We start from the raw sequence: 12,410 nt of genomic DNA, 5'->3' as shown, positions 1-12,410 counted from the left end.
GGAAAGTCCTCCCTGCGTCCGCTGATGGCCGGCAGCAGCCCGTCGTTGCCTGATGGATCCAACCCCTCCGCTGCTATAGTGCAGTCGGCTTCTGACGTTCAGTGCAGCCGTCTTCTGAAAACGACAGTCAGAATAGAGTCTGCTTTCCCATTTTTTGACACATGCCCGCGAAGGTTATAGATTTCAGCCTGACAGAAATGGGCTTTGAGGCACAACGGAACAGAAAGTGCACTTAAGCCGCCTTCAACCAAGGAGACATCGTGCAGGGGCACCGCATCGGCTACGTCCGGGTCAGCAGCTTTGACCAGAACCCGGAACGCCAGCTGGAACAAACCCAGGTGAGCAAGGTGTTCACCGACAAGGCATCGGGCAAGGACACCCAGCGCCCCCAGCTCGAAGCGCTGCTGAGCTTCGTCCGCGAAGGCGATACAGTGGTGGTGCACAGCATGGATCGGCTGGCCCGCAACCTCGATGACCTGCGTCGCTTGGTACAGAAGCTGACTCAGCGCGGCGTGCGCATCGAGTTCCTGAAGGAGGGCCTGGTGTTCACTGGCGAGGACTCGCCGATGGCCAACCTGATGCTGTCGGTGATGGGGGCCTTCGCTGAGTTCGAGCGCGCCCTGATCCGCGAGCGGCAGCGTGAGGGCATCGCCTTGGCCAAGCAGCGTGGCGCGTACCGGGGCCGCAAGAAAGCCCTGTCCGATGAGCAGGCTGCTACCCTGCGGCAGCGAGCGACGGCCGGCGAGCCCAAGGCGCAGCTTGCCCGCGAGTTCAACATCAGCCGGGAAACCCTCTACCAGTACCTCCGCACGGACGACTGACACATGCCGCGTCGCTTGATCCTCTCGGCCACGGAGCGGGACACCCTGCTTGCGCTGCCGGAAAGCCAGGATGACCTGATCCGCTACTACACCTTCAACGACTCCGACCTGTCGCTGATCCGCCAGCGACGCGGCGACGCCAACCGCCTCGGCTTCGCCGTGCAGCTCTGCCTGCTGCGCTACCCCGGTTACGCGCTGGGAACCGACAGCGAGCTGCCCGAGCCGGTCATCCTGTGGGTGGCGAAGCAAGTCCAGGCCGAGCCGGCGAGCTGGGCAAAGTACGGCGAGCGCGACGTGACCCGTCGCGAGCATGCCCAGGAACTGCGCACCTACCTGCAACTGGCCCCGTTCGGCCTGTCCGACTTCCGCGCCCTGGTGCGCGAGCTAACCGAGCTGGCCCAGCAGACCGACAAAGGCTTGCTGCTGGCCGGTCAGGCCCTGGAGAGCCTACGGCAGAAACGACGCATCCTGCCGGCGCTGAGCGTGATTGACCGGGCCTGCTCGGAAGCCATTGCGCGAGCCAATCGGCGGGTCTACCGCGCCCTGGTCGAACCACTCACGGACTCGCATCGGGCCAAGCTGGACGAGCTGTTGAAGCTCAAGGCCGGCAGCAGCATCACCTGGTTGACCTGGCTGCGCCAGGCACCGCTGAAACCCAACTCTCGGCACATGCTGGAACACATCGAGCGGCTGAAGACATTTCAGTTGGTGGACTTGCCCGAAGGCCTGGGCCGGCACATCCACCAGAACCGCCTGCTCAAGCTGGCCCGCGAGGGTGGGCAGATGACGCCCAAAGACCTCGGTAAGTTCGAGCCGCAGCGCCGCTACGCGACCCTGGCCGCCGTGGTGCTGGAGAGCACCGCGACCGTGATCGATGAGCTGGTCGATCTGCATGACCGCATCCTGGTCAAGCTGTTCAGCGGCGCGAAGCACAAGCATCAGCAGCAGTTCCAGAAGCAGGGCAAGGCGATCAACGACAAGGTGCGCCTGTACTCCAGGATCGGCCAGGCGCTGCTGGAAGCGAAGGAAAGCGGCAGCGACCCCTATGCCGCCATCGAGGCGGTGATTCCCTGGGACGAGTTCACCGAGAGCGTCAGCGAGGCCGAGCTGCTGGCCCGGCCGGAAGGCTTCGACCACCTGCACCTGGTCGGCGAGAACTTCGCCACCCTGCGCCGTTACACGCCGGCCTTGCTGGAGGTGCTGGAACTGCGCGCCGCGCCGGCCGCGCAAGGCGTGCTGGCAGCCGTGCAGACCCTGCGTGAGATGAACGCCGACAACCTGCGCAAGGTGCCGGCCGATGCACCCACGGCCTTCATCAAGCCGCGCTGGAAGCCGCTGGTGATCACCCCGGAAGGCCTCGACCGGAAATTCTACGAAATCTGCGCCCTGTCCGAGCTGAAGAACGCCCTGCGCTCCGGCGACATCTGGGTCAAGGGCTCGCGGCAGTTCCGCGACTTCGACGACTACCTGCTGCCGGCCGAGAAGTTCGCCGCACTCAAGCGCGAGCAGGCCCTGCCCCTGGCGATCAACCCGAACAGCGACCAGTACCTGGAAGAGCGTTTGCAGCTGCTGGACGAGCAGTTGGCCACCGTCACCCGCCTGGCCAAGGACAACGAGCTGCCCGATGCCATCCTCACCGAGTCAGGGCTGAAAATCACCCCGCTGGATGCGGCGGTGCCGGATCGGGCGCAGGCGCTGATCGACCAAACCAGCCAGTTACTGCCGCGCATCAAGATCACCGAACTGCTGATGGACGTGGACGACTGGACGGGCTTCAGCCGCCACTTCACCCACTTGAAGGACGGGGCCGAGGCCAAAGACAGGACGTTGCTGCTGTCCGCAATCCTCGGTGATGCGATCAACCTCGGGCTGACCAAGATGGCCGAGTCGAGCCCCGGCCTGACCTACGCCAAGCTGTCCTGGCTGCAAGCCTGGCACATCCGCGACGAAACCTATTCGGCGGCCTTGGCCGAGCTGGTCAACCACCAGTATCGCCACGCCTTTGCCGCCCACTGGGGCGACGGCACGACCTCATCCTCCGATGGCCAGCGCTTCCGCGCGGGTGGCCGGGGCGAGAGCACCGGGCACGTCAACCCGAAGTACGGTAGCGAGCCGGGACGGCTGTTCTATACCCATATCTCCGACCAGTACGCGCCGTTCAGCACCCGCGTGGTGAATGTCGGCGTCCGCGATTCCACCTATGTGCTCGACGGCCTGCTGTACCACGAGTCCGACCTGCGGATCGAGGAGCACTACACCGACACGGCCGGCTTCACCGATCACGTCTTTGCCCTGATGCACCTGCTAGGCTTCCGCTTCGCGCCGCGCATCCGCGACCTCGGCGAAACCAAGCTGTACGTGCCGCAGGGCGTGCAAGCCTACCCGACGTTGCGCCCGCTGATCGGCGGCACCCTGAACATCAAGCACGTGCGTGCCCACTGGGACGACATCCTGCGCCTGGCCAGCTCGATCAAGCAGGGCACCGTCACCGCCTCGCTGATGCTGCGCAAGCTCGGCAGCTACCCGCGCCAGAACGGACTGGCCGTGGCCCTGCGCGAGCTGGGCCGGATCGAGCGCACGCTGTTCATCCTGGACTGGCTGCAAAGTGTTGAACTGCGCCGCCGCGTGCATGCCGGCCTGAACAAAGGTGAGGCGCGCAACTCGCTGGCCAGGGCGGTGTTCTTCAACCGCCTTGGGGAAATCAGGGATCGGAGCTTCGAGCAGCAGCGCTACCGGGCCAGCGGCCTCAACCTGGTGACGGCGGCTATCGTGCTGTGGAACACGGTGTACCTGGAACGCGCCACCCAGGGGTTGGTCGAGGCCGGCAAGCCGGTGGACGGCGAGCTGCTGCAATTCCTGTCGCCGCTGGGCTGGGAGCACATCAACCTAACCGGCGATTACGTCTGGCGGCAGAGCCGCAGACTGGAAGACGGGAAGTTTCGGCCCTTACGGATGCCCGGAAAACCTTAGCGTACGATTTTTTCCGAATTCTGCGGGCTCCCCCGGTACATCAGATCCCTTCTTTCTGTGCCTACACCAGGAAACCGCGACTTCCACTCATGCGTTTGGAACGCGGCTCTGCACAGCGCCAAAACCGCATCGTCTGGAACAGGGCCTCCCAGTCCGTGGCTATCCAAGATCCTGTTCGTCTCAAAGAGCCAGTTGGCCTCATTTTGTGCGGTACGCAGCGCCGCCGGATGGGATTTATCCCCAAGCTCAGTCTGTCTGACCTCCACCCCAATACGGGCCAATTGCGCTGACAAACCAGGACATGACTGCGCGACGTGCTTATTGATCCGAAGGATGTCTGGTTGACCACGCAATCCACTGCCGGTTAACCACGCATCCTGCAACACCTGCATAAAGCTCAGCGGCTTCTCGCAAGTGGAAAACGCCAGCCAATGCACGCTGGTGCCCGGCACGCTCAATCCGTACAGGATGAGCGGACTCAGCCCGTACATCGAGGCTTCCTTCACACGGATGGGGTCTACCACGGACACAATGCCATGGCGGGGATGTTGAAAGAGATGCTTCGCTATGGAGACGTAGAAGAAATGCTCTCTGATGTGAGTAGGTGACTCTTGCTGCATAACGCACCGCTACGGTTGAGGTGAGGATCCGGACAACTGCCAGTGTAACCCGTGGCGGACGGCATTAGGACTCCTAAGCAACCGCAAAAAGGCAGAAGGAAAGGGGGAGAACAGATCGTCCAGGGAGACGACGTTAGGCATAGGTTCGTATTGTCCTCGCCGGACATCGAGAGGGTAAATCCGCCCACGAAACCCTGGTATCGCGGGCCCCCAGTGACGATACGCCACTCCCCACAACATGCCTGTACCATGGTAATGTGCTTCAACGAACTCATGAGGCAAGCAGCACAAGGACATTACTGCATGGATGGACATGGCCCGGTGAACGATCCGCCGGTATTGACGGCATTAAAAGACCACATCGCCCTGCAGTACGGTCGCTGCCTTCTCAACATGAATAAGTTCGAGATGATACTCAAGGTGGTCTTGCCCACTCTGCGGATCAGCGGAATCCCAGCTGAGCTGGCCGGGCAGATTGAGCGTGAGCGACAGGTACTAGGTAACCAAACACTAGGATATTTGATAACGCAGTTCTGCGAGAGAACGACGGCAGAGGACAAGCCAGAGGTTGATGAGGAGTCCTTCACCGGGCCACATATCAGCATCAGCTATGGTTTCGATGAGGAGTTTGGAGGATGGTTGAACGAAAGGCTCACGCAACTACTGAAGTTACGCAATGAGCTGGTTCACGGCTTCCATGGCCGTTTTGACACCCATTCGGAGGCCAGCTGCCAAGAGGCAATCATCTATCTGGCGGAAGCACTCCACTTCATCAGGGAGAGCTTAAGAACGCTGCACTCCTTGTTGGAATCCTTCAAAAGCAGCCAACAAGCCATGGCGGAAATCGTGAGATCCACACCCTTTGAGCATCAAATTCTCTACGGCAACACCCCAGGCCAACCCGTCGATAACTGGGAAGCCACCACCATCGTGCAACAGCTGCAGCTGGCCGAGGAAGCCCTCGCCATCGACGGCTGGACCCCGCTCAACGACGCGATCCACCACATTCAAACCCACGGGTGGCCGGATTTATCACCCAACCAATACGACTGCAGCAGCTGGCGGGAGGTCATTCACCACACCCAACTCTTCGAGGTAGAAAAGCGCCCTTCGCAGGGTGGGGTGATGACGTGGTATCGAACAAGACAGGGATAAAAGCGCTCACCGGGTAAGCGATGGGGGCCCACTTAGCGCCTCGGGTGCTGGTTGCACCTAGTCTTTCGGTTTGTATTCATCTCTATAGCGCGATAACAGGGTCTTGGCGGCTTCCATATCATCTGGCCGTAACTCAGCCTGGGCCTCGTCGCGCGTTCTACTTGCATCGGCTCCATTCTCTACAGCCAAGGCAGACCACGCATATGCCTCTATGATGTCCTTCTCAAGCACATCTTCGCCACGTAAGTAATACAGACCAAGAAGCTCTTGCGCCGCTGGTTCACCATTCAAGGCAACCTTTCGAAGCCACATGACACCTTTTTTAAAGTCCTTTTCTATGCCATTGGATCCATTCCTGTAGTCCATCGACAGGGAAAATTGTGCGTCTAGATCACCCTCTTCCGCAGACTTTAAGACCAATTCCTGACCTTTCTTGGGATCTGCCTGCACGCCTAAACCGTGGATATACATATGCCCGAGAAAAGATTGGCCCTTTACGCTGCCCTGTTCGGTTGCTTTATTTGCCCATTCGAAGGCCAGCTTCGCATCTCTCTTAACCCCATTGCCTGACAGGTACATTTCGACCAGACGAACTTGCGCCGTCACGTTCCCCTCCGTGGCAGCAACGTGCAGAGAAGGGAGATCCATGAGATAGACCTCTTTATCTGTCGGACCACAGGCCACTAAAGAACTGATCGCTAAAGAGAAAAAAACTGCACGAAGAAGAGGGGGCATAAACATGTCCATTATGTCGAGGGAAGTTGCTCATGTTAGAAGAGGTAGGCTGTATGAGAACCTAACGGGTCTGCCATTGGGAGGGGGTATAGCGAACCTATGAAGGTGGTCACCTTTCAAGTCTGCAAAAAAAGCCCTCACTTGCGACGGTGAAGGCTCGTACCCCAGAGACATAGATGATGGTCATGAGCCATCATTTTGTCGTGTCATTCCTTGCGTCTGCCCGACAATTCACCTGTGGATGCACCTCTCCTTTATACATCCACGATCATGTCAGTTACGAGCATGAAAGCGTCCTGATCGCGACAGTTCCCTGTTTTGAACAACGCGAATTATACATTGGTGAATTTGAAAAACTTTGAGCACAAACGTTTTTCTCGGACACGGAAGGCCACCAATGATCTCTTATCGACGACGGTTTCGGAACTTGGCCATGGCCCCATCTTCGGCCATGATCCCGCGGCAATAACGCAGCACCATCGACTCATTGGCCCAGCGGCCGGACTGCTGGATCTGCAGGGCATTGAACTCGGCGGTGGCCAGATCTTGCGCCGCGCCAACCCGAGTCGAGTGACAGGTAAAGGGCTGAATACCGGCAGATTCGAGGTCCAATACCTCCCACGCCCGGTGATAGAGCCGGTCAAACGTAGAATAGCGAAGTGGTTCCCGGCTGTTAGCGCACTTGCCGTAACGGGTGATCCCGATAAACAGCGGCTCATCCAAGGATGTGTCGAACCGACGTTCGGCCAGTTCGAAGTAGTCCTGCACCAAGCGCATAGCCTGTCGTGAAAGGACAGTCACATCGGGCTCACCGGAATGGTTGGTCTTGGTCCGGGGTATCAGCAACACGGCCGACCGGTCAGGGTTGACCTTCAAGTGGCAGAGCTTAATGCGGGCCAGTTCCGATACCCGCAGCATCGACTCATAGGCAACCATCAAGATGGCGATGTCCCGCTTGTCGGCCAGCAGTGGACTGCGAGACCACCGATGTTCCAATTCGTCCAGGTAACATTCCCGTAAAGGGGACGCCTGCTTGATGCCTTCATCGGCTATGATCTTCTTGCGTGTCAGGGCCTTCAGCAATTTCTTCACACTGGTGTCGATGGTCGGATCCGGGCAGCCACTCTCTCGGTGGATCTTGCCAATGGCCCAGTTGTCCATCGCCAGGGTGTTGCGGTGCTTGTCCTCCGCTCTAAGTGAGAGATAACGCTTTACGGTTTCCAATTCTGCAGGGCAAGACTGCAGCTCATTTGCAATGCACCACTCGTCAAACTGACCCCACATCGAGCGCAGTTGCATGACGGTTCGGGGTGAGTAAGCGTCCTGCGAATCCAGAAATTCCTGCCTAAAGCGGCTCATGGCTTCTTGGATCCGCGGGTCTTCTTCTATCCGTATTCCGCGCAACCGTCCCTGACGCATCAGCTCCGACAGGTCATCCGGACGTAGCGCTTGAGTGTCGAGTTGCACCGGGCCCGCGACACCAGCGGGCGGGAGCAGGGAGTGGGATGTCACCAAGGCGGTCATAACGTAGCTGGACTGGCGTAATAAAAGTTTCTGAAATGGGTCTGTTGACTGGCGGTGCAGGCTTTGAAGCCGTCAAACTGGCCATTTTTGACCAACAATTCGTCATAGCGGCCATCGGTATCACGGTAGTAAACCTTCCGCTGGCCAATCCCACCATCGACGTTCTGCTCCAGCCAGGGGATCACCTGGTCGGCATCATTGGTCACCGAAGCGAAGAACGGCTCGCTTCGGTCGATCAGCATGATTGCTGTATCACCTAAGTAGTAGGTGTCAAATGCGCAACGTAGATGGATGGCCATATCCTGCTCCTGGGTCTCGATGAGATATAATTCCTATTATATCTCATCGAGAGTTCTCGTCCAGAGCCGGACTCATTTGCTGGGTTTTCGAACAGTGAGGGGGACTTAGCGAGCGGAAGGCTTCCAGCGAGTCTGCAGGTGGACGTTCAGGGGAAAAATGCGTGACCGGCTCGGGGATGCCAGTGTCTTGGTCGGAAATTGTGTGCAGCGACGGATCGGGTCAGCCGCTGCCGTGTACCATCAATCAGTGAGCACAGTGATCTGGTCGGCAGAGCCACGATAGACCTCACCATCGACCTCATCCTGCACCTTCACATCATCACTCACCGGATCGTGAGCAATCACCACCCCGGTCGAATACTCACCTCGTGCTATCGGGTACTCCACGCGCAATCCCAACATCTGCGATCCATCCTCTTCCTTTATATAGTCGTGACGGCCACCAGCTCCGGTCGGCCAGCCCCATTATGGCCAGCAGGGGGACGTCTGTCATGTGGTGGCTCTAAAGCCCTTCAAAAGCCTCACCGCGTCACCCCCGATAATATGTTAAATTGCCTAGCCGCCAGACCGCACCAGCACTGGGTTTGACACTTTTACAAAAATTTATGAAGACCCTAAAACACCCGCTCATTTGGCCTGGGTCAAGGCTCCCGACCACCGGCTCTTTACCGTGATCGGTCGCAGAAACAACAAAACCGCCATCGAAGGCGGTTCTGTTTGTCTCTTGCAGTCGACTACTTGATCAGGAAGTCGCTCAGGTCGAAGCCTTCTGCCAGCTGATCGGCAATGGCTTTCGGCGTTCTGCCCTGGCCGGTCCAGGTTTTAACGACACCATTTTCTTCATACTGATATTTCGGTTCGCGTGGCATACGCGGGCCACGAGGGGCTTTCGTTCCGACAGCTTCTGCTTCGGCCAGCAGTTCATGCGGATTTATTCCAGCATCTGCGAGCAGGCTGACAAATTCACTGACTTTACGCTTGCGCTCTTCTGCCAATTCACGAGCTTTGTTGATCTCGTCCAATTGCTCCTGATAGACCGAATCAAATTTTGCTTTCGCTTCTTCCAACTGCTCGAATGATAACTCGCGCAGTGAAGCACGCAGACTGCGAATATTAAGGAGTGTTTTCAGAAACTCGTTCATAGCGTCCTCACTTAAGCCGTAAATAAACACAGCATTGCTCTATGCAATGCTCAAAATAATAATTGGGAGAGGTTGTTGTTAAGGTGCGATTATAAATGCTTTGGCGATAAAATTCACTTTAAATTGAACTGTGATGTATTTTTTTCCCCAGCTACCACAGCTGATCTTTTCTTGTCTGAATAACAGACTATGACGGTCACCTTAATGTCAGCTGACTAGCTGTAACTATATTCCACCTACCAATCTCACTACGTCGGTCACCGTTCTGTTATTTTTCCTTTGCAACCGGATAGCTTTTCCTACTATTGTCGTACTCATCGTTCAGTAACATTTTACTACAACGTTACTTCTTTTTGCTCCGTTTTGCCTCCGCACCAACGTTCCTGAGCCCTCCAGGCGTGCATCCAAGTCCTCCTGGGACAGATCTCAGTCCTGCGGGGACTTTCAGGACCATCGTTGAACTGATCCCCCTCCATTCATAAACGCATACGTTTACCCGTTAACGCCATTCAATATCGTTTGACAAACGTTTTTCAAAGCCTATATTGGGTCAATGTTGTACTAGGAATTTGAACTGGCAGGGAGCTCCCATTGAGGGCGAGAGTCATGAAAATGCAACGTGGACATTTACTGCCTGTCGTGGCCATCAGCCTGATGGCAGCGGCACTTCCGGCACTGGCCGAAACCGTGACAGTCAACACCGTCACCACCGCCCTTCCAGGCGAAACCGTCGGGCAGATGGTCGCTCGGGTCACCCCACTCCTGCAAGACATGGCGCTCAAGCAGCAGCGCGGCACCCTTGCCCGCGTCACCTCCGACGACGGTAACCGCATGGATCGACAGCTGCAGATGGTGCAAGGCGGAATTGTCGACAGCCAGCTGGTCTCGGTGACCTCAGCGGACAGCGGTCAGATGCGGGTAACGATGTCCTTTGACCTCGATATGAAGTCCGGCCAGGAGTATGGCCAGATGAGCGCTCAGAACATGACCCTGAAGGCTCACCTGGGTGAGCTGTCTGACGCGGCAGCGTCCAACCCGGTAAGCCGTGCAGCCTTGTCGGATGAGGCGAAGCGCAAGTACGAGTCCATGGCGTCCATTTCCGGCACCACCAGCACAGTACGAAGCGGGCTGGCCACCTCCAAGCTCGGTGGTCAGGTCAAACTGGCCAACACCACAGTGTGCAACCGTGACTATCAGGTAGTGTCCGTAAAGGACTTCTCCATCCAGCCCGGCCTCAACGACACCGTCAACGCGCAAGCCACAGTGGTGGTGAAAGCGATAGTGGATGATTGCGCTGAACATCACTTCACAGTCGGCTCATGGCTCGGCCAGACCCGGACCATGACCGTTATTGGTTTTGGGCGCGGCAGTTATAGTGGCAATCTTTCCAACGCCGACCCCGAGGATATGGGGTTCGCCGGGCAGAAGTACCTCCATTACGTGCCGGGGGAATTGGTGGACACTGACCGTAGGCTCAAGGCGGATTCCGGTGATCGCACTACCCATCTGAACTGGGGCTACAAGATCCTCGACACGGTTCAAAGTGAGAATGAGGTCGTCTTCAACTACCACGTCGAGGGTGTACCGCGCTCCCTGCTGACCTCCTCCGACGAGCTGATTTTTAAAGTCGTGCCGGGAGCCTAACGCTCCTTCATGTACAGGACCTTAAGCGGCGAGTCCATTTAAAACGCCTTCCAAGGTCCTGTTCTGTATCGACTTTCTCTGCTTGGTTCGGCAGGCGTTCTTGGCCAAATAATCGGCAGCCCATTCCAATCTTTCCCTTATTTCTGTCAGCGCCCTATGGGCCACTGCTTCCAATAGCGGTAGCCACCACGTCGCACTGTTCTTCGACGCTTTCAGCATCGATAGCGCCCCACTCATCACACTCTGCGCGACCCGTCTCTTCATCACCAGCGACAGCAGGCTCGTCCACACCAACCCCTCGGCAATCGCTTTCTCGCCCGTCACAAACCCCTTGAGCCGGTTGTGCGATTTCCACTCTTTAAATAACAACTCCACCTGCCAACGGCAGCGATACAGGCTCATCACCTGCTCTGCTGACCATGCTGCTCGCGGTAGGTTCGTCATCCACAGACAGAACCGCTTTTCCTCAGCAAACCAGCGCCGGATCAACCGGTACTCGACCTGGCCGGACTTCACCACCATATCCAGTACCTCGGCCCGACAGCGTCGCCGTCCGGCCTCTCTCAGAGATAGTCCCGCCAGCTTGGGTACTTCCCGTCCATCACCGCGCCAGGCTTGGATTATCTTGGGGTTCAGGCTTTTCGTGCCGCGCACCAGATAAAATCCGCCAGCGTCGTTCACCTGCTCAAACCAAGCCCTGTCAATGTAACCTGCGTCAGCCAGCAGCAGGCAGTTGGTCAGCGTGTGGGCTTCAGGCAGAAATTGCCGTTCCCCTGCGGTATCGGCAGACACACTCATGCACAACGGGCTCTGCTCCGACAGTGACATGGTCATATGGCACTCGATAGCTGCCGGACTGATGGTCTTGAACCGGCCGGGAAAATCAGCAGCAAGGCGCCGATGCACCGCAAAGGAGGTGCCATCGTGCAGTAACACCTGCTTGAACGCGCCGAGGGAGGCTGCTTTGAGTTGATGGTCGATACGCAAGGCGATGGCCCGCTCGACCAGGGCTTTCATAAACAGGGCAAAGCTCTCTTTGCGCAGCTGATTGTGAAACGGTTTGTAAGAAACCTGATGGGTGTTTACCAGTTGCAAGGCATTGAAATGGCGGTGTAAACCGGCAATGTCATTGACCTGGTCGCCTCCCATGGCCCGCAGCAGTGCAGGTACGAGCATGGCTGGGGTAATGGCACGCTGACGCAGACAAAACTTGCAGAGCCGAGCAATGCGCTCGAGTGCGGCGGGAGCCAAGAGTTGCTCCAGATAGTAATTAGCGTTGATAATAGTCATAGGCTTCGCGCGTGTTGATTTTGTTTGGCGATAAAATCAGATCACAAACGAAGCCTTTTTTATATCTATTTCAATTGGTTGCCGCTAAAGATCCTGTACATGAGTGAGGGTTATGGTGGCTATATGCTGGATATTGCTATTCAGATGACAGCCATATGGGGAAGATTACAGGCGCCTGAAATAACAGCAGAGTATGGAGTGACTACCACG

Annotated in this window: 11 protein-coding genes; 4 read left to right on the top strand and 7 right to left on the bottom strand. The window is 57.3% G+C overall.

Annotated elements, in window-relative coordinates:
- The first annotated feature begins 260 nt into the window (after positions 1-260).
- Positions 261-821 (top strand): recombinase family protein, encoded by a 561-nt coding sequence (locus HKD46_RS20335; protein WP_001161490.1) that lies wholly within the window; start codon positions 261-263, stop codon positions 819-821.
- A 3-nt stretch (positions 822-824) separates the two neighbouring features.
- Positions 825-3,791, top strand: a complete 2,967-nt coding sequence (locus HKD46_RS20330) for a Tn3-like element TnAs1 family transposase (RefSeq protein WP_001138014.1) — start codon at positions 825-827, stop codon at positions 3,789-3,791.
- On the opposite strand, the gene HKD46_RS20325 is transcribed toward HKD46_RS20330, so the two are convergent.
- Positions 3,788-4,411 carry a hypothetical protein gene (locus tag HKD46_RS20325; RefSeq protein ID WP_171865899.1) on the bottom strand — a complete coding sequence of 208 codons (624 nt, stop codon included), beginning with the start codon at positions 4,409-4,411 and terminating at the stop codon, positions 3,788-3,790. The genes HKD46_RS20330 and HKD46_RS20325 overlap by 4 nt on opposite strands.
- Before the next feature lie 303 nt (positions 4,412-4,714).
- Between HKD46_RS20325 and HKD46_RS20320 the strand changes: the two genes are divergently transcribed.
- Positions 4,715-5,566 (top strand): OST-HTH/LOTUS domain-containing protein, encoded by an 852-nt coding sequence (locus HKD46_RS20320; protein ID WP_171865898.1) that lies wholly within the window; start codon positions 4,715-4,717, stop codon positions 5,564-5,566.
- Positions 5,567-5,623: 57 nt separating this feature from the next.
- On the opposite strand, the gene HKD46_RS20315 is transcribed toward HKD46_RS20320, so the two are convergent.
- From HKD46_RS20315 to HKD46_RS20295, 5 genes are all read right to left on the bottom strand, one after another.
- Positions 5,624-6,301: a tetratricopeptide repeat protein gene (locus HKD46_RS20315; protein WP_171865897.1), complete on the bottom strand. Its 678-nt coding sequence runs from the start codon at positions 6,299-6,301 to the stop codon at positions 5,624-5,626.
- Between the two features lie 405 nt (positions 6,302-6,706).
- Entirely contained in the window at positions 6,707-7,768 is a 1,062-nt protein-coding gene (locus HKD46_RS20310) for a tyrosine-type recombinase/integrase (RefSeq protein ID WP_161507983.1), read from the bottom strand.
- Between the two features lie 53 nt (positions 7,769-7,821).
- Entirely contained in the window at positions 7,822-8,124 is a 303-nt protein-coding gene (locus tag HKD46_RS20305) for a hypothetical protein (RefSeq protein ID WP_114523314.1), read from the bottom strand.
- 240 nt (positions 8,125-8,364) lie between these two features.
- Positions 8,365-8,526, bottom strand: a complete 162-nt coding sequence (locus HKD46_RS20300) for a hypothetical protein (protein ID WP_161507982.1) — start codon at positions 8,524-8,526, stop codon at positions 8,365-8,367.
- Between the two features lie 332 nt (positions 8,527-8,858).
- On the bottom strand, positions 8,859-9,266 hold the full coding sequence (locus HKD46_RS20295; RefSeq protein WP_114523317.1) for an H-NS family nucleoid-associated regulatory protein: 408 nt from the start codon (positions 9,264-9,266) through the stop codon (positions 8,859-8,861).
- Positions 9,267-9,872: 606 nt separating this feature from the next.
- Here HKD46_RS20295 and HKD46_RS20290 point away from each other — a divergent pair.
- Positions 9,873-10,910 carry a hypothetical protein gene (locus HKD46_RS20290; RefSeq protein ID WP_114523324.1) on the top strand — a complete coding sequence of 346 codons (1,038 nt, stop codon included), beginning with the start codon at positions 9,873-9,875 and terminating at the stop codon, positions 10,908-10,910.
- 21 nt (positions 10,911-10,931) lie between these two features.
- Here the strand turns inward: HKD46_RS20290 and HKD46_RS20285 are convergent, their stop codons facing one another.
- Positions 10,932-12,200 carry an IS4-like element ISApu1 family transposase gene (locus HKD46_RS20285; RefSeq protein ID WP_011191342.1) on the bottom strand — a complete coding sequence of 423 codons (1,269 nt, stop codon included), beginning with the start codon at positions 12,198-12,200 and terminating at the stop codon, positions 10,932-10,934.
- Positions 12,201-12,410: the final 210 nt, after the last annotated feature.

Origin of the sequence: Aeromonas sp. TW 6, assembly GCF_013168745.1 — a bacterium.
Lineage (GTDB): Bacteria > Pseudomonadota > Gammaproteobacteria > Enterobacterales > Aeromonadaceae > Aeromonas > Aeromonas caviae.
This window is presented reverse-complemented; position numbering and strand designations above follow the sequence as displayed.

Coding starts and splice junctions, on each gene's coding strand:
- HKD46_RS20300 (WP_161507982.1), bottom strand. CDS start 8,526: ATGTTGGGATTGCGCGTGGAGTACCCGATAGCACGAGGTGAGTATTCG.
- HKD46_RS20290 (WP_114523324.1), top strand. CDS start 9,873: ATGAAAATGCAACGTGGACATTTACTGCCTGTCGTGGCCATCAGCCTG.
- HKD46_RS20295 (WP_114523317.1), bottom strand. CDS start 9,266: ATGAACGAGTTTCTGAAAACACTCCTTAATATTCGCAGTCTGCGTGCT.
- HKD46_RS20305 (WP_114523314.1), bottom strand. CDS start 8,124: ATGGCCATCCATCTACGTTGCGCATTTGACACCTACTACTTAGGTGAT.
- HKD46_RS20320 (WP_171865898.1), top strand. CDS start 4,715: ATGGATGGACATGGCCCGGTGAACGATCCGCCGGTATTGACGGCATTA.
- HKD46_RS20285 (WP_011191342.1), bottom strand. CDS start 12,200: ATGACTATTATCAACGCTAATTACTATCTGGAGCAACTCTTGGCTCCC.
- HKD46_RS20325 (WP_171865899.1), bottom strand. CDS start 4,411: ATGCAGCAAGAGTCACCTACTCACATCAGAGAGCATTTCTTCTACGTC.
- HKD46_RS20315 (WP_171865897.1), bottom strand. CDS start 6,301: ATGCCCCCTCTTCTTCGTGCAGTTTTTTTCTCTTTAGCGATCAGTTCT.
- HKD46_RS20330 (WP_001138014.1), top strand. CDS start 825: ATGCCGCGTCGCTTGATCCTCTCGGCCACGGAGCGGGACACCCTGCTT.